Origin of the sequence: Nocardia sp. NPDC004604, assembly GCF_040609795.1 — a bacterium.
Classification (GTDB): domain Bacteria; phylum Actinomycetota; class Actinomycetes; order Mycobacteriales; family Mycobacteriaceae; genus Nocardia.
Genome location: NZ_JBEXLC010000024.1, coordinates 56,747 through 75,966 on the forward strand (window position 1 = coordinate 56,747; position 19,220 = coordinate 75,966).

Sequence of the window (19,220 nt, forward strand, 5' to 3'; positions counted from 1 at the left end):
CGCCTGCTCGAACACGCTCCGCAGCCACCGCAGGGTGAGCAGCCGGGACGCCCGCCGCGCAGACCACTACTCGTCTAGCCGCCCTCGGCCGGTGCACCACCGCCTCGGTCGCCCGGCTGGCCGGGGTGTAGCGCCTGCTGGCGCACCTCGATCAGCAGGGCCACCGCCTCGAGCCAGCGAGCGAAGAGGTCGTCGCGGGCGATGTCGGGGTCGGGGCCGGTGTGGGCAGCGGACATCCATTCCCGCACCAGCCGGGTGGGCTGGTCGCCGATGAGCGGCTCGGGGAGCTGCAGCGCGCCGTCGAGACCGAGCGAGCGGACGCAACCGGCCAGGAACCGCACTGGATGCGGGCCGACGCCGAGGTCCTGTGCCGCCAGTGATGCGGCGATGGCGGCTTCGGCGAAGAGGATTCGGCGAGCCGGTCCCGGTTCGGGCATGCCCGCCACGAGCGCGGCGGGCACGTCGAGGCCGCGCAGCTCGTCGTTCGAGCGGCCCGTGCGCCAGCTCATTGCGGCACCTGCACTTCATAGGGATTGGGCAGGCCGCCGTCGGGAGAGCCGTCTGCCGAGGTGAGCGCGCCCAACTGCCCATCGACGAACTGTTGGGTCGTAACCCACTGGGTGTAGCCCCATGGGTTGTAGATCTCCAGTTCGTTGCCGTGGGCACCGACGATCACCATCTGGTGGCGTACCGCCTGGGAGTACAGCTCCGGCCTATGGTGTGGAATCGACCGGTCCACGACTTGTTCTTGACCGTATACGTCGACGGGTACCGGCTTGCCCGCGCTCGCCGCGGCCTGGATGCCGGGCAGGGCGGCTTGACGCGCCGCCGGGTCGTCCAGCGACTGGATCTGGTAGGTGCTGCCAGTGGCAGGGGAGAGCAGAGAGCCGTCGAGCGCCGCTTGGCCCTTGGCGGCGATGCCGTTCGTCGTGTTCGGGTGGGCCACACCATCGGCGGTCTGCCCGACGTCGTAGTTGTGGAGGTAGAGGTTCTGCAACCGGTTGTGCACCGCGCCGAGGCTGTCGTTGCCGACAGAGTCGCCAGCGACCGCGGCGGGTCCCTGACCGGTTGTAACTCCCAGCATTTGCACGGGATCGGCGCTCAGTTTCGCCACCACGGTCGACGCGGCGACGCAATCGTTGTAATTGCCCTGACCGTAGAGGTAGTAATCGACGTTGGCGCCGGGTTCCTCTGGTGCCCACTCGACGCCGTCATAGCTCAACACCTTTCGGTTCATCGATCCCGGAGTGGTGTTGTTATTGTGGACCTGGGGGTTGAGATGTTTGGTCAACCAGGGGAGGTCGTTCCCGAACGGGTGGATGACCTGGTCGTATGCGGCGACCTGGCTGATGTTGTAGCCCGCGCCCAATGCTTTCCAGAGATAGGCGGCCTCCTGTGGCGACTGCGCGTCGGCCACGAGTTTCTCGAATGCCGCACGGTCGGCGGGCGACATGGTGGCGAGTTGCTGGGAGGCTCTTGCCATCGCGGACGGATTGAGAACGCCGGGGTCGATGCTGGTCCCGGCACCATCTCCGGTGTAGGCCAGGCTGACGGCGCTGAGCGGGTCGACCCCCGGGGCGGTGATCTGGCGTGCCCGTGCCGCCAGGGCGGACTGCTTCAGCGCTTTGATCGCGTCGTCCGCAGCGCCGTGGGCCAGCTGTGCGGCGGCGAGCATGTCGCGACAGCCTGATTTCGCCTGCCCCAGGGCCTGCATCAAGCCCTGGGGCCGCAATGGCCCGAAGCGGGGGTTGACCGGGGTCACCGACTTCACCAGGTCGTTGGCTTCGTTCAGCTGTTTACGGCCGTCCCCGTCGCGCTTCTGGGCCTCGCGCAGTTTGCCTGCCCACGTGGTCAGCACCTTGTGGCCGCCCTCAAACCCGCTGATGATGCTCATGCCTTGAAAGGCCACGGAGCCGAGCGCTTGCCCGGCGGTTTCGGCCGCCGCGCCCCGCCACGCCGTGGGCAATGCCGACGAGACCACATGCATCAGGTCCATCCCGGCGGTACGGGTAGTGTCCCCGGCCGTCTTGTAGGTTGCCGCCTGATTGTCGATCGTGCCAGGGCTGCCCTCCGGCGCCGGAACCAGCAGGGCAGCCTTGATCAGCCCTTTTAGGTGCGCCGGTGTGCAGTATGCGCCGGATATCTGGTCCAGCTGGTCCAGCACCAACTTTAGGGCCGAGGCCCCGTCCGAACTCATAGGTCCGGCCGGTGCCCGAGGCGGCGGGGTCCCGGAGGGGTCGCCGAATTTCCAGAATTGCCATCACCGTGCCCGGACCCGCCGTTGGTGTTCGACCCGTGGCCGAATCCGCTCGCGTCGCGGGTGATGGCCGCTCCGCCGCCGTGGTCGGTGTGCTGGTAATCGGTGCTCGCCGCAGGGAGCAACCCCACCAGCACTCCCAACGCCCGCATGGCGTATACGGCCTCGTCGGCCCAGGCCTGGTGGAATTCCAGCCACGCCTGCCCGACGGTACCGAAGTCGCCCTGGGAGTGGCCGGGCGTCTTCGGATTCGTCGCCACCACGGTGGACATGTGATCGCAAGCGCTGGCCACGCCCGAGACGGTGTTCGGAAAGGTGTCCGGGTCGAAGTACAACGTGGGTGTGCCGTCGCCTGCACCGTCGGGCGGAATTTGTTCGGGCGGCATACTCGCTCCTTGCACAACAGGGTGGACTGGACGGTATTTTCCACGGAGATGCGCCCCGACGCTTGCCGGGCCTCGCCGGTCCTGGGAGCTTGCCGCTGATCCAAAAACCCTGGAGGCCAGGCCGAACCATCCTGGTGGGTCGAGGCGTCCGGTCCGGCGACCGCATGCCGGGTGCGGAGGGGTCGCCGAGTTCGGCGCTATCGCCGCACCCGATGCGCTCATCCAGGCACACTCTTGGCCTGCATCGCCTCACGTAATGCTGTCCTGGACTTCAACCTCGCCCGATAGACCGCGAGGTCGCGCACTGGTCCGGAATCGCGCTCGGACTCGACGAGGCCAGTTGTCACCTTCAGGCGACCAGCTTGTTTCACGAGTGGCCGCCACCTACCGCGACAGAGTCGTGCACCGTTCTGTCGAAAGGCATTCGGACAGTGCGGCTTTGCCGCAGATCCCCGGTTCCTTTCGGCATAAGAAAGTCATCGAGATGGCGGCCGCCCAGCTCGGCCACGCCAGCAGCGTCACGACCAGGCGGCACTACGTCGAACCCGCTCACGAAGGCCCCGATGCCCGCAAGCACCTCGATGACTTCGCCGACCTCAGCTGAAATCTGGAGTAGATCCGGACCTGGGCCTCGAACACGCCCGGTCCGGACTCCGGATCAAGGGAGTTGACCGACATAGCGCCTGGTCTGATAGAGTCGCGAACGCGCATAACGCACTGCCGATGTAGTTCAATGGTAGAACTTCTGCTTCCCAAGCAGACAGCGCGGGTTCGATTCCCGTCATCGGCTCAAACAAGATATTCAGCCCTGATCAGGGACCGTTCACTCCGGTAGCCGGTAGGGCTGCTGCACCCTCAGCGTCTCGACGGGGTCCGGGCGCAAAATCCGCTGATACCAGACCTTTTGGTACTGCTGACGAGTTACCCGTAAGCGCCGCAAGCATTCTCGCGACACCGCAAATGGCGTCGATGACCACCGTGGATGCCGGCCCGTTCGACCCGCGCCGCTTCGAGGACCGCTTCCGCTCGGCAATGCGAGCCATCGCCGACAGTGACAGAGCGTTGGAGATGAACACCCGCAGACTCTGGCCCTGGATTCCGCAATGGTGGCGCGAAGAGGGTGGGCACGCAGTCACATTCGGCAGCGACACCCCCGTCCCCGAAGCGCTCGCCGACAACTTCCTGGAAGCTATGGCTATGGTCGAGCACTTCGGGTCGCTGGATCGTCTGTCAGCTGAGTCAGCTCTTTTTCGTTCCCGGCATCATCCGACGAGGCAGACCCGACTGCGTCAGCAGCACCGTTACGGCGAGGGCCAAGACAACCATTCCCACACCTTTGACCAGGCTTTTCATGCCTTCTCCTACCTATGGATGGCTTCGAAATCCATTCGAGTCGCAGTTGCGAACCCATAATGCGTACGTCGACCGGCCAGAATACGCCAGCTAGCACCCGAGCATACGGCAGTCCAAATCCGATGCTATCGCGAAAGCCGTTCCCCGCCTAGAGATTCGGTCATTCGGGGCGGCCCAAGTAAGCCGTATCCGAATGGCCGAATCCGTAGTCCAGTACTGGGGTGTGAGCGGGGGATGGCTCGCCGGAGGGATGTGGGTGGCCGGGCGGCGAGGTGAGGATCGCGTCATGGTTTTCCGCACTATGTTCTGCGCTGCCCTGGCGGCCGCGCTGATACCGGCCGCTTTGGTCGGCTGCACCTCCGCATCGAGTCGGACACCGAGCCCGGACTGGCGGCCCTGTCAGGAGAATGCCGAATTCGACTGTGCGACAGTCACTGTGCCGATCGATTGGGACAGCGCGGATGGTGCGACGATCGATATCGCTGTGGTCCGGGACAAGGCCGATGATCCCGGACGGAAGCTGGGGACGCTGGTTTCGCTGCCCGGCGGGCCGGGGGGCTCCGGTGTGGACGACATCTTGAAGGGCGGGAAGTTTTCGCCCGAACTGCAGGCACGATTCGACATCATCAGCCTCGATCCGCGTGGGGTGAAGCGCAGCCATCCGCTGCGCTGCGATGCCGGGCTGGTTGGGCATCGGCCGAATATGGTGCCGGGTCTCGGCGGTCGGATCGACGAAGTTCGTTCCTATGCAAGGGATCTCGCGGCGAGCTGTCGGGAACATACCGGGCCGCTGGTCGATCATCTCGATGCCGTGAGCGTCGCGCGTGATGTGGAGGCACTGCGGGTCGCGCTCGGGGTGGATCAGCTGAGCCTCTACAGCCGGTCGTACGGGACCATGGCTGGGCAGGCGTACGCGGAGCTGTTCCCGCGGCGGCTGCGGGCGTCGCTGCTGGACAGCGTGGATGACCACAGCCTCGACGGACGCGGTTTCTTCGCATCCGAAGCGCGTGCGGGACAGGACGCCTTCGAGGAATACACGGCGTGGTGCGAACGCGACGAGACGTGCACGCTGCACGGCACGGACGTGCACCGGGTCTACGGCGAACTCTTCGCCAGGGCCGGGCGTGGGGAACTGCGCGACCTTGCCAAGCCGGAGCGGGTGCTCGACCCGATGGATCTGAGCACCAAAGTGACACAACGGCTGTACAACCCTGATTGGGCCGGTCTGACCACCGATCTACAGGCTCTCACCGCCCAGCCACCAGCCTCGCCCCAGCCTGCCGCAGCCCAGCGATCGGGCGAGCCGACACCAACCCCGGAGGCAATCTTCTGTGCGGACTGGAAGTTCGACATCACCGATCAGGATGACTGGACCCAGCAGTGGCATGAGCAGAACAGCAACACCCCCACGCTGCGGGCCCATTTCGCCTGGGCCGCAGGCACTCTCTGCTCGGGCTGGCCGACCCCGCCGCAGAACCTCCCACACCGCCCGCGCACCGAGGGCACCCCGCCGATCCTCGTCCTCAACGGTCGGCACGACCCCGCCACCCCACTCGAATGGGCAACCCGGGTAGCCGCCCAAACCCCTGACACCACCCTGCTCACCTACGACGGCTGGGGCCACGGCATCTACAGCCGCACCCCCTGCACCACCTCCGCCGCCGACCACTACCTCATCGATCTCACCGTCCCAGCCCCCTCGACACACTGCCCAGCCGCCTGACCAGGGCCGCCAACGATGTCGGTGACCATCGCTACAGTCACGGAGTGACCGGCGCGCGATACTCCTTCACGGCGGAGATATGGGAACACCATGGCCAGGGCGCATGGCATTTCATCGATATACCCGAGGCGATAGCGGATGAGATCGAGGAAAAGTACGCACCTCGTGCCACCGGTTTCGGCTCGGTGAAAGTCGAGGTGACCATCGGCACCAGCCGCTGGTCCACCTCACTGTTCCCCGACAAATCCCGAGCCACCTATGTACTCCCCCTCAAAAAGGCGATCCGAATTGCCGAGGCCCTGACCGCAGGCTCTCCAGCACACGTCGACCTGACCATCGTCGCCTGACCGTCGAGAGGACCGCCCGTGCAGTCGAAACCAGAACGCGCCGAACAGATTCCGCGTACTTCCGTCCGACTGCTCCTACTCGACGAACGAGACCGCCTACTGCTGTTGTCCAGCACCGACGAATCCGACGGCCACACCTTCTGGTTCACGGTCGGCGGCGGTCGCGAGCCGGGCGAGACACTGGCGCAGACTGCGGCCCGCGAAGCGCGCGAGGAGACCGGTCCAGCCGAATTCCAACTCGGCCCCGAGGTGTGGCGCCGTCACCTGACCGTCGCGCGCAACGGCGTCGACTACGACTGGCAGGAGCACTACTTTCTCGCCCGCGTCATCGGTTTCGACATCGACACAACGGGTTTCACTGCGCAGGAGCGCGGCTCGATCACCGGCCACCACTGGTGGACCTCGGCCGAGCTGAATACGACCAACGACCGACTGGTACCCGGCGACCTGCACTCGCTAGTGGCAGATCTTCTGGTCGCCGGGCCACCGCGGGAGCCCATCGCACTGACGGACTGACACGACCGCGCAGTGATCAGCTCAGCTCCCGCGGCATTCGGTGAAGATCTTGGAGTTGGCCTCGCGGGCCTTGTCGGCATCGGACTGGCTCATGCCGAAGTTATTGGGGTCGGCGGCCTTGGCATCGTATTCGTCACTGATCATCTTGCGCAGGCCCTCTTGCGAAATGCCCTGGTCCACATAGAGTTTCGCGGCGCAGTCGGCCAGCGCCTTGTTCTTGAGGCCCTTGTCCTGTAGCGACTTGGCGAGGTCGGCCTGGGTTACCGCGGGCTGGTCCGCGGCCTTGTCGTTACCGCACGCCGCCAATACCGGCAGCGCAACGAGCGCTGCGGCGATAAGGAAGGTCCGCACCTGATTCCTCTTCTCAGTTCAGTCTGCACATGTGACGGCCACCGCGTGGCGCCGCAACGATAATGCCGTACAGCGCGCGGCGGTAGCCGAGTGAGCGACTTCCCAGTCCGGAGACACACTCGAGGGCAGCCGGATCGGCCGAGCAGGGTCAAAGATCCATGGCCGCACGCAACGCGGTATCCAACCGTTCCAGCGCATCCGATTCCATTTCATCGATGGGCTCGGCCAGCCAGCCGCGATAGATGCGGCCGATATTCCCGGCGTGCACCCACCCGTGCCGCTCGACGGGTACGGCCAGGATGTCCTGCGGATCCTCGTCGACGACCTCGGCGGCGATCAGCCACTGTCTCGGTGATTCGTTGATGCCATCACTGCTGATGAGCACGACGGTACGGCGCCGCGGCGAACCGTGTGGGTGATAGATCCACAGTTCACCCCTGCGCACGCATCTCCTCCTCGGCGGCGGTCAGCTCCGCCTCGTCCGCCGCGGCCTGGGCCGTCACATCGCGCACCGGACCGACACCGGTCCGTACGGCTTCGCGACGCGCGGCCTTGGATATCCATGCCGAAGGTGACATCCCCGCGCGAGCCGCCGCCTGTTCGGCGAAGGCCCAGGACGCCTCGTCCAGCGAAAGGGTGACCTTACGCGTTGCCATACCATTTATCGTACCCACGTTTCGGCCGGCTGCCAGCGGAAATCCGGTCGGGGTGCTGGCCGGAAATCTCGGTCCGACGACCGGTCACGGCTGTTACCGTCGCAATATGACGACGTTGAACCACCATCGGGTCGGCGCGGGCGAACCACTGGTGCTGGTACACGGGGTCGGCAGCCGCTGGCAGGTGTGGGAGCCGATCATCGACACCCTTGCCAAATCCTTTGATGTCATCGCCGTCGATCTGCCCGGCTTCGGGGGTTCGGCACCGATCGCGCACACCACCGTCGACACCCTCACCGAGGCGCTGCTCGAGTTCCTCACCGAACAGGGCATCGAGCGGCCGCATCTGGCCGGCAATTCGATGGGCGGGCTCATCGCGCTGAACCTCGGCGCGCGTGGGCTGGCCCGCTCGGTCACGGCCTACTCCCCGATCGGCTTCTGGGATACCCCGGGCCGCGTGTGGTGCCAGCAGTCACTCGGCAAGTCCCGCCAGCTCGCGCGGGCGCTGCGCCCGATCTGGTCGGCCGTCCTGGGCACCGCCGCGGGCCGCACGGCCTTCCTCACCCTGATCTTCGGCAAGCCGTGGGCGATCGATACGCAGGTGGCCATCGACACCGCGCGCGGCGGCGTCGACGCACCCGGCTTCGAACCCGCCCTCGCCTCCTTCACCGATGCGAAGCTGCACGAAATCGGCGCGCTGACAGATATTCCCGTCACCATCGCCTGGGGCAACCGCGACATCCTGCTGACCTACGCCACCCAGAGTTCACGCGCACGCACCGTGCTCCCGAACGCCCGCCACATCACCCTGCACGGCAGCGGCCACACCCCGTTCTTCGACGATCCGGCCGGATGCGCGAAGGTTCTGCTGGACACGATCAGTCCGCATCCCTGACCGGTCGCGGCTCGGTCAGGGTGGCCGGATCGGCCGTGCCGAGCAGGATGCGCACCGCATTTCGCCAGCGATGCTGCAGGATTCGGTTGCGGTCGAGGTCGCCGGTCAGCAGGACCCGCAGGGCGAGCCCGGTCATGATCTCGATGGTGAATTCGGTAATGGTCGGCACCCGCGGATCGTCGGGAAACTCCTGACGGAAGATGTCGCGAATGCTGTTGTGCATCAGGTCGAACAGTCGATGTTCCAGCGGCAGAAATGCCGCCAGCAGTTCGGGATCGGTGCGCGCGGCGACCCACATCTCCAGTGCCGCCCAGAATGTCGGCCCGGTGAACATGCGCATGGTCAGCTCGACGGCCGTTTCGAGCCGGTCCGCTTCGGCCGGGATGGCCTCGAATTCCCGTGTCAGCTGGGCGAATCGGCGCTCGGCAAGATGTTCGACGGCACCGGCGAGCAGATCCGCCCTGGTCGGGAAGTGGTGCTGGAGGGTGCCGCGCGGCACCCCGGCCCGCTTCTGCACTTCGAGCGTGGTGGTGCCCGCGTAACCGACCTCGACCAGACTGTCCACCGCCGCGTCCAGCAGCCGCGTGCGCATGCGCGAGCGGCGCTGCGCCTGGGTCTCCCGAACGCGTTCGAGGCCGCCCGTCGCCCGGCCACCCCGCTCGGTGGAGTCGCCGCGCGACGCTGAATGCCCACCCGTCACCCGACCACCACCCCTCATGGAGTCGCTCCGCGACGCTGAATTCAATTGGTCACTGTCCCTGCCACTGGGGTTCGCGCTTCTGCGCGAAGGCCAGCGCACCCTCGGCGGCATCCTTGGAGAACAGTGCGGGCAAGGCGATTTCGCCCTGCTTCGCGAAGCCCTCGGCGACCGACCAATCCGGCGACTCGTCGATGATGCGCTTACTCGCGGCCACCGCAAGCGGTGCGGCCGCAACGATTTCGGCCGCCAGGGCCAACGCACCCGCGAGCGCGCCTCCGGGTTCGGTGATCCGGTTGATCAGGCCGAGCTGGTAGAGCCGTTCGGCGTCGATGCGCCCGCCGGTGAGCGCCAGCTCCGCGGCGATGGGACGCGGCAGCCGCTGGGTCAGCCGCAGCACACCGCCGCCCGCGGCGACCAGGCCGCGCTTCACCTCCGGAATGCCGAACTGGGCGTTGCTCGCGGCGACGATGAGATCACCGGCGAGCGCGAGCTCGAAACCACCGGCGAGCGCAAAGCCCTCGACGGCCGAAATCATCGGCTTGGCAGGTGGTTTGGCGGCGATGCCGAGCGGGCCACGGTTGGCGGTCATCGGCAGCTCGCCCTTCGATGCCGCGACGAGATCCATTCCGGCACTGAAGGTTCCGCCCGCACCGGTGAGCACGAGCACGCGCGCGGCAGGGTCGGCCTCGAATTCGTCGACGGCGGCCTCGATGGCCCGCGCGGTGGCGAGGTTTATGGCGTTGCGGGCGTCCGGGCGGTTGACCGTCAGCACGGTGATTGCATCGCGGTGTTCGACCAGTACCAGGTCGGCCCCACCGCTGACGGAATCACCTTGCGCTGCTGTACTCATTGGACGGTCCTCTCGGTGGTGAGCAGGGTGAGCCTATTGGCGGCGGCCACATCGGCGCTCGCGCCGATCGGGTCGCCATCGGTGAACGCCGCGATGGTGTCGGCATCGGACGCCCGGACCAGTATGCGGGCACCGGCCGGTGTCAGTGCGCTGATCACCACGGCCTCGGGTTCGTCGGCGTGGTCGGGCGCGGGGCCCTTGCGATAGGCGACCGTGTACGCCTCGACGGTGACCGGTCCGGTATAGCCCGGAGCCGTATCACGCCGTGCCGCAGGCACTTCCGCTTCGACGGCGCGGAAGAGTCGCGCGGGCGGTCGCGCCGAGTAGACGCCGATACCGTGTTTGGTGATGTACCAGCCGAGTGCGCTCGCCAAGCCGTAGGCCGACGGGTCCGCGCGCAGCCGACCGGCCAGTGTCGCGATCGAATGCGTCGCGTAGTTATTGCCCGGACCGCCCGCGAAGGTGAGCCCGCCGGTGACCGACAGCGGCCGCGCCGGATCGTCGATCGGCAGACCGAGCGCCTCGGCCGCGACCTGCACCGCAACCGGGAAGCAGGAGTACAGATCGATATGCGCGACCTCGTCGATGCCGATCCCCGGACCGGACAGCGCGGCCCGCCCGGCCGCGGCAATGGCGGGTGAGGTGGACATATCCGCGCGTTCGGAAACGAACCACTCGTCGGTAGCGGTGGCGCCGCCATGCGGAAAGACCCAGCGTTCCCGCGGCACGCCCGCCGCATCGGCCGCCGCCGCACTGCACAGGATCAGTCCCGCGCCTTGGTCCACCGATAGGTTCGCGACGAGCAGCTTCGGATACGGCGTCGACACCATGCGGTTCGCGCGCGTCGCCGTCAGCACCCCGTCGACGGATTGTGCGCTCGGCTGCCACGCATACGGATTCCGCGCCGCCACCGCCGAGAGCCGCGACCACAGTCCGCCGATGCGCTCCCGATGCGCGGTCTCACTCAGACCGAGCCGCCCGCGCAGCGCGGTCTCCATCAGCGCGTAGAAGTAGACCGGACCCCACAGCCCCGCCGCGGTCTCCATCTCGGTATTGGGTCCGCGGTCGGTGCCGATGATCTCGGTCGGCCGCACATCCTCGGCCTGTTCGGGCCAATCGAGTGCGGCGCCGGTGCGGGTGGCCGCATTCCAGGACGCAACCGATTCGGCCCCGGTGATCAGCGCGACCTCGCAGCGTCCGTCGGCAATGGCCTGCGCGACGGTATTGACCAGGCGCTGCGGTGCGTCACCGCCGAATCGCACCGATTGCAGGGTGCGCCTCGGCGCAGCGCCGAGTTCCACGGCGACCAGCGCACCGAGGTCCGGATATGGCCTGCTGACCGGGGCCGCGGCGGCGATCAGATCGGCCGATCGCAAGAGCCGGTCGCCGGTGCCGCTGTCCGCGCCCGCGCGGCGCAGGGATTCGGTGGCGAGTTGGACGGGTCCGGGCAGTCCCGGCTCACCGCTGCGGTGCACGACCTGTCCGGCGCCGACGAGCACCGGCGTTCGCGGATCCAATCCGGGTGGCAGCATCATTCCTCCGCTCTTTACCGTCAGCATTGACGGTAACTTGCGTCCGATTAGAACAAAGCGCAGGTGTCCGGGCAATGCTCTCGACATGAACTGACTCATGAGTAAGATCTGCAGAATGGGCTCTGACATCGCGCTGCAGTTCGACGGCGATCGCGCCTACGTCACACTGAACCGGCCGGACAAGCACAACGGCCTCACCATCGACATGCTGCGCGACCTCGTCACCACCGCGCACACCATCGCCGGTCGCAAGGACGTCCGCGCGGTCATCCTGTCCGGCAACGGCCCGAGTTTCAGTAGCGGACTCGATGTCGCCAAGGCGACCAGCAATCCGCTCACCGTCGTGCGCAACTTCGTCCCGCTGCCCTGGCGCGGCACCAACACCTTCCAGGAGGCGTGCTGGGCGTGGCGTCGACTGCCCGTGCCGGTGATCGCCGCGGTGCACGGCCGCTGCTTCGGCGGCGGACTGCAGATCGCGCTGGCCGCCGACATCCGGTTCGCGACTCCCGACGCGGAGTTCTCGGTCATGGAGGCCAAGCACGGCCTGGTCCCGGATATGACCGGCGCGGCGACGCTGTCCCGCCTGATCGGCGTCGACCAGGCCCTGCTGCTGACCATGACCGCCGATACCGTCGACGCCGCCTACGCCGCGCGCATCGGTCTGATCACCGAGGTGACCGCGGACCCGGTCGCGGCGGCGAAGCAACTCGCCAACCGCATCGCGACCCGCTCCCCGCACGCGGTCGCGGGAGCCAAACAACTCTTCGATCGCTCCTGGCACGCATCGGCCCGGCGCACCTTCGCGATCGAACGGGCGACCCAGCTGCCATTGATCCTGCGACTGGCCTTATCTCGCAGCAAATCTTCGGCAACTTAGATATCGAGGTATTCACAACTTTCACTACAAGTGACACAAGCCACAAATTTCACCGGTTTCACTGTTAATATCTTGAACGATTTGCCAGCCCGCCGAAATGTGGCGCAACACACACGGTAGGTACTGCCTATCGCGCCGCTTCGGCCAGAAACCGGAGGGCTCAGAGACTTTGAACAAGTCCGCATCCGCATTGCTCTCGGCTTTGGCAGGAGCATCGGCCTTGCTCCTCATAGCGACTACCCCTGCCTCGGCAAACCCGAACGCGATCAATCCGATCCCGGTCCTCAACGGCAGCAGCGGTCTGCCCAACCTGAGCGGGCGCACCAGGGCGGTATTCCAGATGACCGGACTGGCCAGCCCGAACAACACCCAGAGCTATAACGTGCTCGGCACCGACCTCGGCATCATGTGGGACAACGGCGACGGTGAGATGCTGACCGCATTCGGTGATACCGCCGGGCTCGGCCTGCCGAATCTGCTGGCTGGCAGCACCTGGGCGTGGCGCAGCAATATTCTGGTGCGCAGCCACACCCACGATCCGTCCAATGGCATCTACTTCGACAGCGTCGTGCGCGATATCTTCGGCCAGGCGCGGGACCTGATCCCCAGTCCGAAGATCCCATTCGTGGAGATCAGCCGCATCCCGACCGCGGGCATTTCGGTCAACGGCGTTCAGTTCATGAGCATGATGTCGGTGCGGACCTGGGACGATGTCGGCCAGTGGACCACCAACTTCTCCGGGCTCGCTGCCTCCGGTGACAATGGGGAGACCTGGGCCGATCTGACCAACACGCGGCGGCCGAATGAGGGCGCCAATGCCAATTTCCAGATGAACGCGTTCCTCGAGAACGCCGGGTACGTCTACGAGTACGGCACCCAATCCGGGCGCAATCGGGCGGCGTATGTCGCGCGGGTGCGCGATGGCGATATCGCGAACCTGGGCGAATACGAATACTGGGACGGCGAGCACTGGAGCAAGAAGGGCGATGTCGATGCGGCGGCGCCCATCATGGGTGGCGTCGGCGAGCTGTCGGTGATGTACAACGAGTACCTCGGTCAGTTCGTCTCGCTGACCACCGATCCGTTCAATTCCGTGGTTATGCGGCGGGCCGCCGCGCCGCAGGGGCCATGGAGCGATCCCGAGGTGCTGATCGATACGCGGGAGCTGCCGAGCGCGTACGCGCCGTCGATCTTCCCCTATCAGACCGGGCGTGATCTGTACTTCCTGACGACGGTGCATTCGCAGTACAACGTGATTTTGATGCGCACGACGCTCTGAATTCACCGGATCGACGGGGCATGGCCGCAGTATCGGCGGCCGTGCCCCGTCGATCTTTTCCAGCTCGACTTGACCTGAACATTACTTCAGGTATGAAGCTGATCGCATCAGATCGTCGAGCTTCGGGAGAAATCATGGGCAGCACCGCCGCAACCAGCGAATCAGTCACCGCCGCAGCGGATTTGCGGGCGTGGCTGCGAGCGAATGCGCGGCCGATCTCCGATACCGACGCGAACGGCACCGGCCGTGATCTCGCGCCGCTCACCGATCGGCTCGGATCGGCGACCGTGGTGGGCCTCGGTGAATCGACCAGGTTCTCCCGGCAGACCTTCGGAGTGCGCGAGCGTGTATTCCGGGTGCTGGTCGAGGAATACGGGTATCGGGCGCTCGCGGTGCAGGACAGTGCGCGCTCCGGCGAGCGGCTCGACGCCTATGTGCGCGCTGGCGCGGGGGATCCAGCATCGGTGCTCGCCGGTGCGTGGCGGCCGAACCGGACGGCCGAAATGGCGGCCGCGCTGTCCTGGATTCGCGCATTCAACCACGAGCACCCCGACGATCCGGTCCGGATCTTCGGCGTCGAGCCGCCACGTGCGGAATCATCGGACTACGAGGTGGTGCTGGATTACCTGCGCCAGCATGCGCCGGATCACTTGGCTGCCATCGAATCTCACCTCACCCCGATTCGCACTGCACACCGAGTTGATGAACATGTGCAGCGCCATCAAGGAATTCATCCGGGCCGCCCGTTCATCGATGACGCCCGTGCTGCCCTCGCAATATTCGAAAAACTTCCGGCGACAACAGAATTCGATAAAGCACTGACACATTTGCGACTTATCGTCGATTTCCACGAGAAAAGCGTTGCCGGACAGGGCGGTTTCGCACGCGATGAGCGACCCGCGGCGGATCGGGTCATCGAATGGCAGCGAAGCACCGGCGCAAAGATCGCCTATTGGGACGGTATCGGCCACACCGCCGCCCTCCCGCTCGGGGACGGCCCAGCCGAAACCTCCGAATTCCGTGGTGCCGGTAGCTATTTGCGCGCACACTTCGGCGCGCAATACGCATCGGTGGCCATCGGCTTCCATCACGGAGATCTCGGCATGGCGGTGGCACCGGAACCACTACCGGACCTCATCGACACCACCCTCGGCGAACTGGATCTGCCCGCCTGCTACCTGGATCTGCACAACACCGCCCCGGACTCGGTTCGGCAGTGGCTACACCGCCCCGCGAAATTGCGCACGATCAGCGGAATCTACGAACCCGCCAAAGACGCCACCGCCCACACCCCGGTCCGATCCCTCATCGACGCATTCGACGTACTCATCCACATCCGCGAAACCTCCCCGGTGCACTGGCTGCCGGAAACCAGCGTTTAGGGCTGGCGACGAACCGCAGGTGTTGCGGCACTTCCGCAGTAGGAAGCGGTGGCGCGATGGTTGCGCGGGGCAGAGCGGAGTCGAGTGGGGGTGGATGTGGGTTTGCGGTATTGCCTTGACGTCGGCGACAAGGTTTACGGTTGCCGCAGCGGTCTCGAGAGGAGGGTCCCATGCTGATCGGAGAGCTGGCCGAGCGCGCTGGCACGAGTACACGCACGGTGCGCTACTACGAGCAGCACGGACTCGTGCAGCCCGACCGGTCGGCCAACGGATACCGCGTCTACGACGAGCACGAGCTCGAGATCGTGCGAAAAATCCGGGCATTGCTGGAGTTGGGTTTCGACCTGGCCGATGCCCGCCCGTTCGTCACCTGCTTACGCAACGGCCACCGATCCGCCGACGAATGCCCGGAATCGGTCGAGTCCCTGCGGCGCAAGCTCGCCGAGATCGACGACGCGATCGACCGGCTCTCCGCTGCGCGGCGACACGTGAGCGCGCGAATCAGCGCCGTGGCGGGCCCGGCCCCGAAGTGTGAATTCTCCCTCTAGCACCGTTTTCTACGGTCGAGCCCGCACGGCAATGACCGGCTTCCCATCTGTACCAGGAAGGATTCTCGTAAATGCGGTTTGCGACCAGCTACGGCACGGCGTTCAACGGCACCGATCCCGATCGCCTCGTAGCGTTCTCCCAGCACGCGGAAAAGCTCGGATTCGAGGCACTGTATGTCCAGGACCATATCGCGCTGTATCCCGGCGCTGACTACGGCGCGGGCGAGTTGCCGCCCACGTTGCCGTATTTCGATCCGCTGGATTGCCTGAGCTTCGTCGCCGCGGCCACACATCGGATCCTGCTCGGTACCGGTGTGCTACTACTGCCGTATCGGCATCCGGTGGTCCTGGCCAAGCGGCTGGCCACCGTCGACGTGCTGTCCCGAGGCAGGATGCGGCTCCTCACCGTCGGCCTCGGCGCCTTGCCCGGAGAAGCCCGCGCGATGGGCGTCGATTTCCGCAGCCGTGGCCGCCGCGCGGACGAGGCCATCGATGTGCTGCGCCTGCTGTGGGCGGGCGGCCCGGAGGGCGTCAGCCACCACGGCGAGTTCTTCGCCTTCGACAACCTGTGCAGTTATCCCAAACCGCACCAAACGACCGCGCTACCCATCCACATCGGGGGCTCCAGCGCGGCAGCAGCCCAACGCGCCGGACGACGCGGTGACGGCTATTTCGCCGGCGGCATGCTGACCGAACACGAACGTGACCGGCAGATCGAACTGGCCCGCAAGACCGCCACCGATGCAGGACGTGATCCTGCCGAAATCGAGTACACCCGCTGGGGATCAGCCGACATATCCCCCGAACGCGTCGAGGAATTGGCCGAGCACGGTGTGGATCGGATCGTTGTTGGCTTCGCTGGTGCCGACCCCGCGCAGCAACACGACCAGATGTCGGAATTCGCCGAACGATTCGACCTTTCACCGCGACAACGAACAGCACAACCGCCGACGATCTGAAACGGCAGAATCTCGAGGCCGAAAGCCAAGATCAACTTCGAGAAGTCAACACCCATCAGCCGCGTGCGCGGGGGCGGCTGGGTGTGCGGGGTCAATAGAATCGCGGGTATGGACGCGACCGATTGGGATACGCGGTATGCGCAGAGTGAATTGGTGTGGGGCGCACCGCCGAACAGCACCGTGGTGGAGCATGTGTACGGGCTGGAGCGGGTTGCTCCGCTGATGCCGGATGTGCCCGATGGCGAGGCGCCCGGTCTCCCGCGCGCGCTGGACCTCGCGTGCGGCGAAGGTCGTAACGCCTTGTGGCTGGCCACGCACGGGTGGCAGGTGCATGCCGTCGACTATTCACAGGTGGGGGTCGATAAGGGCCGCACCATCGCGACGCGATTGTCCCGCTCGGTTCGCGGCCGCATCAGCTGGCAGTGCGCGGATGTCACCGATCTGGATGCCGCCGACATCACCGGTCCATACGAACTGGTGCTGATGGTCTTCCTGCACCTGTCCGCCGAACACCGCCGCCCGCTCGTCCACCGCCTCCCCGACCTGCTCGCCCCAGGGGGCACTCTGCTGATCCTCGGCCACGACAGCACCAACCTCACCGACGGCTTCGGCGGCCCGAAGGACCCCTCGGTACTGTTCACCCCCGACGACATCATCGCCGATCTCGGCCCCGACACCGACCGCATCCGCGTTCGCATCGCCGACCGCGTCTACCGCCCCACCGAGGAACGCGACGCCATCGACGCCCTCGTCGTCGCCACCAAACCCGCCCCACCTCCACAGGCCATCGAACCCCCCTCCGCACTCAGCTGAGCCGAGCACGACTCACCGGAACCGGCCGAGGTCGCCGGTCAGCCGCTATAAGCCCGACGAGCTCCAGCGCTCCAGCCAGGGCTTGACCGTTTCCGCGATGATGTCGAATCCGGATCGGAAAGAGTGGGCCTGACCAGGGATAACGCGAACCTCGGCAGCGTCGGCGGGGTCGGGGATGCCGAATGGGTCGTTCGCGCCATTGATCACGACGACCTCGATATCGCCCGGGGCGCGCAGTTCCTCGCGCCGAGTCTTCTCCGGCTTACCAGGCGGATGCAGCGGAAACGACAATGCGAGCACCCCGCGGGCATCGGCGTCGATGGCGGTGCGGCAGGCGACTCGGGCGCCATTGCTGCGTCCGCCCTGGATCAGCGGCACCTTCCGCACCCGCCGACGCAGGTCGGCGACGATCTCCAGCCACGCCTCGTCCTGTTTGATCGCCGACCCGGGCGCACGCCGCCCGGCAACCCGATACGGCTGCACCACCCGCGCCACCGCGCCACCCAGTTCATAGGTGCAGTCCCGCACCGCGAGCAGGTCTTTCGCGTCCACACCGCCACCGGAGCCGTGCGTGAGCAGCAGCAGAAACGCCGCCTTGCGCGGTTTGTCGAGCTCGATCTCCGCGGGCCCGGCGCTCGTCTCGATTCGCACAATCCCACGGTAGTCCGGGCTTACTCCAAACCCCCAGCCCCGGCAACGCGTCGGCCACACGAAACTCACCACGAAATCCCAGCCCCGGACCCCATCGACACCCCGGACGCAATACCGAAAGCGCAGGCACTGCACCGGCCGCGCTCCACGAGGCCGAATGCGCACCGGCCACTCAGAACCACCTGCCACTCGAAGCACACCGATAACCCAACACACAGGCCATCGCGAACTAACCGGCCACTTCGAACTCACAGCTGCCAGCCGAACGCACCACTGCCACTCCAAGCACACAGGCCACTCAAAACCCACCAGCAACCGAACAAATCGTCTACTACGCGAACCGTAGACAGACGGCAACGTCCCTGGATGTTTTCCGCGTCACATTGCCCGCTGGAGTCTTTGCGAGCCCATTACCGACCGGTAATATGACTCATAAGTTACCCGCGAGTAGCAAGCGGAAAACCGGCATGGCTTACCCGGTGGACGACAACGGGCGGGAACGGCAACCAACCGACCGCACCAACTCAACGGAGAGTGAGTACTGACATGGGCCACTACAAGAGCAACGTCCGCGACCTGGAGTTCAACCTCTTCGAGGTACTCGGCCTCGGCACCATCCTCGACAGCGAAGCCTACGGTGACCTCGACACCGAGACCGTCAAGGAGATGCTCAACGAGGTGCGTCGCCTGGCCGAGGGTCCGCTGGCCGATTCGTTCGTCGACGGTGACCGCAACCCGCCGACCTTCGATCCCGAGACCCACACGGTCACTCTCCCCGAATCCTTCAAGAAGTCCTACCGCGCGCTGGAAGACGCGGGCTGGGCCAAGGTCGCCGTCCGCGAGGAACTGGGCGGCCTGGGTGCCCCGAGCGCCGTCTCCTGGGCACTCGGCGAGATGATCCTCGGCGCCAACCCGCCCGCGCAGATGTACGCAGCGGGTGCCGGTTTCGCGCAGGTCTTCTACAACAACGGCACCGATGAGCAGAAGAAGTGGGCCCAGATCATTGCCGAGCGCAACTGGGGCGCCACCATGGTGCTGACCGAGCCGGATGCCGGTTCCGACGTCGGCGCCGGCCGCACCAAGGCGATCCAGCAGGAGGACGGCTCCTGGCATATCGAGGGCGTCAAGCGCTTCATCACCTCGGG

General features: G+C 66.1%; 23 protein-coding genes and 1 tRNA gene. 14 read left to right on the forward strand and 10 right to left on the reverse strand.

The annotated features are described in order from the left end of the window. Positions 1-74: 74 nt before the first annotated feature. The 3 genes from ABZW16_RS11705 to ABZW16_RS11715 are packed head-to-tail and all read right to left on the reverse strand — an operon-like array spanning position 75 to position 2,643. The gene (locus ABZW16_RS11705) at positions 75-509 is read right to left on the reverse strand and encodes a hypothetical protein (protein WP_354954836.1); all 435 of its coding nucleotides are present in this window, start codon (positions 507-509) and stop codon (positions 75-77) included. Beyond that, the gene (locus ABZW16_RS11710) at positions 506-2,164 is read right to left on the reverse strand and encodes a hypothetical protein (protein WP_354954838.1); all 1,659 of its coding nucleotides are present in this window, start codon (positions 2,162-2,164) and stop codon (positions 506-508) included. The genes ABZW16_RS11705 and ABZW16_RS11710 overlap by 4 nt, the downstream gene beginning before the upstream one ends. Before the next feature lie 29 nt (positions 2,165-2,193). Further along, complete coding sequence (locus tag ABZW16_RS11715; RefSeq protein ID WP_354954840.1) at positions 2,194-2,643, reverse strand: hypothetical protein; 450 nt, start codon at positions 2,641-2,643, stop codon at positions 2,194-2,196. Positions 2,644-3,016: 373 nt separating this feature from the next. On the opposite strand from ABZW16_RS11715, the gene ABZW16_RS11720 reads away from it, so the two are divergent. The 6 genes from ABZW16_RS11720 (at position 3,017) to ABZW16_RS11745 (ending at position 6,582) form a co-directional block, all read left to right on the forward strand. Further along, positions 3,017-3,247 (forward strand): hypothetical protein, encoded by a 231-nt coding sequence (locus tag ABZW16_RS11720; RefSeq protein WP_354954842.1) that lies wholly within the window; start codon positions 3,017-3,019, stop codon positions 3,245-3,247. Positions 3,248-3,362: 115 nt separating this feature from the next. Further along, a tRNA-Gly gene (locus ABZW16_RS11725) sits at positions 3,363-3,433 on the forward strand. Positions 3,434-3,612: 179 nt separating this feature from the next. Then, complete coding sequence (locus ABZW16_RS11730; RefSeq protein WP_354954844.1) at positions 3,613-4,056, forward strand: hypothetical protein; 444 nt, start codon at positions 3,613-3,615, stop codon at positions 4,054-4,056. 226 nt (positions 4,057-4,282) lie between these two features. Further along, positions 4,283-5,719 carry an alpha/beta hydrolase gene (locus ABZW16_RS11735; protein WP_354954846.1) on the forward strand — a complete coding sequence of 479 codons (1,437 nt, stop codon included), beginning with the start codon at positions 4,283-4,285 and terminating at the stop codon, positions 5,717-5,719. Between the two features lie 44 nt (positions 5,720-5,763). Further along, the gene (locus ABZW16_RS11740) at positions 5,764-6,066 is read left to right on the forward strand and encodes a DUF1905 domain-containing protein (protein ID WP_354954848.1); all 303 of its coding nucleotides are present in this window, start codon (positions 5,764-5,766) and stop codon (positions 6,064-6,066) included. 18 nt (positions 6,067-6,084) lie between these two features. Next, on the forward strand, positions 6,085-6,582 hold the full coding sequence (locus ABZW16_RS11745; RefSeq protein WP_354954850.1) for an NUDIX domain-containing protein: 498 nt from the start codon (positions 6,085-6,087) through the stop codon (positions 6,580-6,582). Positions 6,583-6,603: 21 nt separating this feature from the next. Here the strand turns inward: ABZW16_RS11745 and ABZW16_RS11750 are convergent, their stop codons facing one another. From ABZW16_RS11750 to ABZW16_RS11760, 3 genes are all read right to left on the reverse strand, one after another. Then, positions 6,604-6,933, reverse strand: a complete 330-nt coding sequence (locus ABZW16_RS11750; RefSeq protein ID WP_354954852.1) for a hypothetical protein — start codon at positions 6,931-6,933, stop codon at positions 6,604-6,606. 148 nt (positions 6,934-7,081) lie between these two features. Next, positions 7,082-7,378 carry a hypothetical protein gene (locus ABZW16_RS11755; RefSeq protein ID WP_354954854.1) on the reverse strand — a complete coding sequence of 99 codons (297 nt, stop codon included), beginning with the start codon at positions 7,376-7,378 and terminating at the stop codon, positions 7,082-7,084. Further along, positions 7,365-7,589, reverse strand: a complete 225-nt coding sequence (locus tag ABZW16_RS11760; RefSeq protein ID WP_354954856.1) for a hypothetical protein — start codon at positions 7,587-7,589, stop codon at positions 7,365-7,367. The genes ABZW16_RS11755 and ABZW16_RS11760 overlap by 14 nt, the downstream gene beginning before the upstream one ends. 106 nt (positions 7,590-7,695) lie before the next feature. Here ABZW16_RS11760 and ABZW16_RS11765 point away from each other — a divergent pair, with 106 nt between their 5' ends. Next, positions 7,696-8,484, forward strand: coding sequence for an alpha/beta hydrolase (locus tag ABZW16_RS11765; RefSeq protein WP_354954858.1), 789 nt, complete (start codon positions 7,696-7,698; stop codon positions 8,482-8,484). Here the strand turns inward: ABZW16_RS11765 and ABZW16_RS11770 are convergent. From ABZW16_RS11770 to ABZW16_RS11780, 3 genes are read right to left on the reverse strand one after another with little or no spacing between them, the layout of a single operon-like run. Further along, positions 8,468-9,202, reverse strand: a complete 735-nt coding sequence (locus ABZW16_RS11770; RefSeq protein WP_354954860.1) for a TetR/AcrR family transcriptional regulator — start codon at positions 9,200-9,202, stop codon at positions 8,468-8,470. The two genes, ABZW16_RS11765 and ABZW16_RS11770, sit on opposite strands and share 17 nt — an antisense overlap. 31 nt (positions 9,203-9,233) lie before the next feature. Beyond that, positions 9,234-10,034, reverse strand: coding sequence for a crotonase/enoyl-CoA hydratase family protein (locus ABZW16_RS11775; protein ID WP_354954862.1), 801 nt, complete (start codon positions 10,032-10,034; stop codon positions 9,234-9,236). Then, complete coding sequence (locus tag ABZW16_RS11780; RefSeq protein WP_354954864.1) at positions 10,031-11,569, reverse strand: acetyl-CoA acetyltransferase; 1,539 nt, start codon at positions 11,567-11,569, stop codon at positions 10,031-10,033. The genes ABZW16_RS11775 and ABZW16_RS11780 overlap by 4 nt, the downstream gene beginning before the upstream one ends. Before the next feature lie 112 nt (positions 11,570-11,681). On the opposite strand from ABZW16_RS11780, the gene ABZW16_RS11785 reads away from it, so the two are divergent. From ABZW16_RS11785 to ABZW16_RS11810, 6 genes are all read left to right on the forward strand, one after another. Then, positions 11,682-12,443, forward strand: a complete 762-nt coding sequence (locus ABZW16_RS11785; protein ID WP_354954866.1) for a crotonase/enoyl-CoA hydratase family protein — start codon at positions 11,682-11,684, stop codon at positions 12,441-12,443. Positions 12,444-12,612: 169 nt separating this feature from the next. Then, positions 12,613-13,722 (forward strand): DUF4185 domain-containing protein, encoded by a 1,110-nt coding sequence (locus ABZW16_RS11790; protein WP_354954868.1) that lies wholly within the window; start codon positions 12,613-12,615, stop codon positions 13,720-13,722. Between the two features lie 134 nt (positions 13,723-13,856). Further along, a complete protein-coding gene (locus tag ABZW16_RS11795) occupies positions 13,857-15,104 on the forward strand; it encodes an erythromycin esterase family protein (protein ID WP_354954870.1) in 1,248 nt (415 codons plus the stop codon). A 170-nt stretch (positions 15,105-15,274) separates the two neighbouring features. Beyond that, positions 15,275-15,652, forward strand: coding sequence for a MerR family transcriptional regulator (locus ABZW16_RS11800; RefSeq protein WP_354954872.1), 378 nt, complete (start codon positions 15,275-15,277; stop codon positions 15,650-15,652). 71 nt (positions 15,653-15,723) lie between these two features. Further along, positions 15,724-16,611 (forward strand): TIGR03619 family F420-dependent LLM class oxidoreductase, encoded by an 888-nt coding sequence (locus ABZW16_RS11805; protein WP_354954874.1) that lies wholly within the window; start codon positions 15,724-15,726, stop codon positions 16,609-16,611. A gap of 108 nt (positions 16,612-16,719) precedes the next feature. Continuing rightward, positions 16,720-17,424: a class I SAM-dependent methyltransferase gene (locus ABZW16_RS11810; protein WP_354954876.1), complete on the forward strand. Its 705-nt coding sequence runs from the start codon at positions 16,720-16,722 to the stop codon at positions 17,422-17,424. 45 nt (positions 17,425-17,469) lie between these two features. Here the strand turns inward: ABZW16_RS11810 and ABZW16_RS11815 are convergent, their stop codons facing one another. Continuing rightward, positions 17,470-18,075 carry an alpha/beta family hydrolase gene (locus tag ABZW16_RS11815; protein WP_354954878.1) on the reverse strand — a complete coding sequence of 202 codons (606 nt, stop codon included), beginning with the start codon at positions 18,073-18,075 and terminating at the stop codon, positions 17,470-17,472. A gap of 546 nt (positions 18,076-18,621) precedes the next feature. Between ABZW16_RS11815 and ABZW16_RS11820 the strand changes: the two genes are divergently transcribed. Next, the coding region (locus ABZW16_RS11820; protein WP_354954882.1) for an acyl-CoA dehydrogenase family protein at positions 18,622-19,220 on the forward strand (599 nt) is incomplete at its 3' end.

Coding starts and splice junctions, on each gene's coding strand:
- ABZW16_RS11705 (WP_354954836.1), bottom strand. CDS start 509: ATGAGCTGGCGCACGGGCCGCTCGAACGACGAGCTGCGCGGCCTCGAC.
- ABZW16_RS11715 (WP_354954840.1), bottom strand. CDS start 2,643: ATGCCGCCCGAACAAATTCCGCCCGACGGTGCAGGCGACGGCACACCC.
- ABZW16_RS11730 (WP_354954844.1), top strand. CDS start 3,613: ATGACCACCGTGGATGCCGGCCCGTTCGACCCGCGCCGCTTCGAGGAC.
- ABZW16_RS11735 (WP_354954846.1), top strand. CDS start 4,283: ATGGTTTTCCGCACTATGTTCTGCGCTGCCCTGGCGGCCGCGCTGATA.
- ABZW16_RS11760 (WP_354954856.1), bottom strand. CDS start 7,589: ATGGCAACGCGTAAGGTCACCCTTTCGCTGGACGAGGCGTCCTGGGCC.
- ABZW16_RS11765 (WP_354954858.1), top strand. CDS start 7,696: ATGACGACGTTGAACCACCATCGGGTCGGCGCGGGCGAACCACTGGTG.
- ABZW16_RS11770 (WP_354954860.1), bottom strand. CDS start 9,202: ATGAGGGGTGGTGGTCGGGTGACGGGTGGGCATTCAGCGTCGCGCGGC.
- ABZW16_RS11775 (WP_354954862.1), bottom strand. CDS start 10,034: ATGAGTACAGCAGCGCAAGGTGATTCCGTCAGCGGTGGGGCCGACCTG.
- ABZW16_RS11780 (WP_354954864.1), bottom strand. CDS start 11,569: ATGATGCTGCCACCCGGATTGGATCCGCGAACGCCGGTGCTCGTCGGC.
- ABZW16_RS11785 (WP_354954866.1), top strand. CDS start 11,682: ATGGGCTCTGACATCGCGCTGCAGTTCGACGGCGATCGCGCCTACGTC.
- ABZW16_RS11795 (WP_354954870.1), top strand. CDS start 13,857: ATGGGCAGCACCGCCGCAACCAGCGAATCAGTCACCGCCGCAGCGGAT.
- ABZW16_RS11800 (WP_354954872.1), top strand. CDS start 15,275: ATGCTGATCGGAGAGCTGGCCGAGCGCGCTGGCACGAGTACACGCACG.
- ABZW16_RS11805 (WP_354954874.1), top strand. CDS start 15,724: ATGCGGTTTGCGACCAGCTACGGCACGGCGTTCAACGGCACCGATCCC.
- ABZW16_RS11810 (WP_354954876.1), top strand. CDS start 16,720: ATGGACGCGACCGATTGGGATACGCGGTATGCGCAGAGTGAATTGGTG.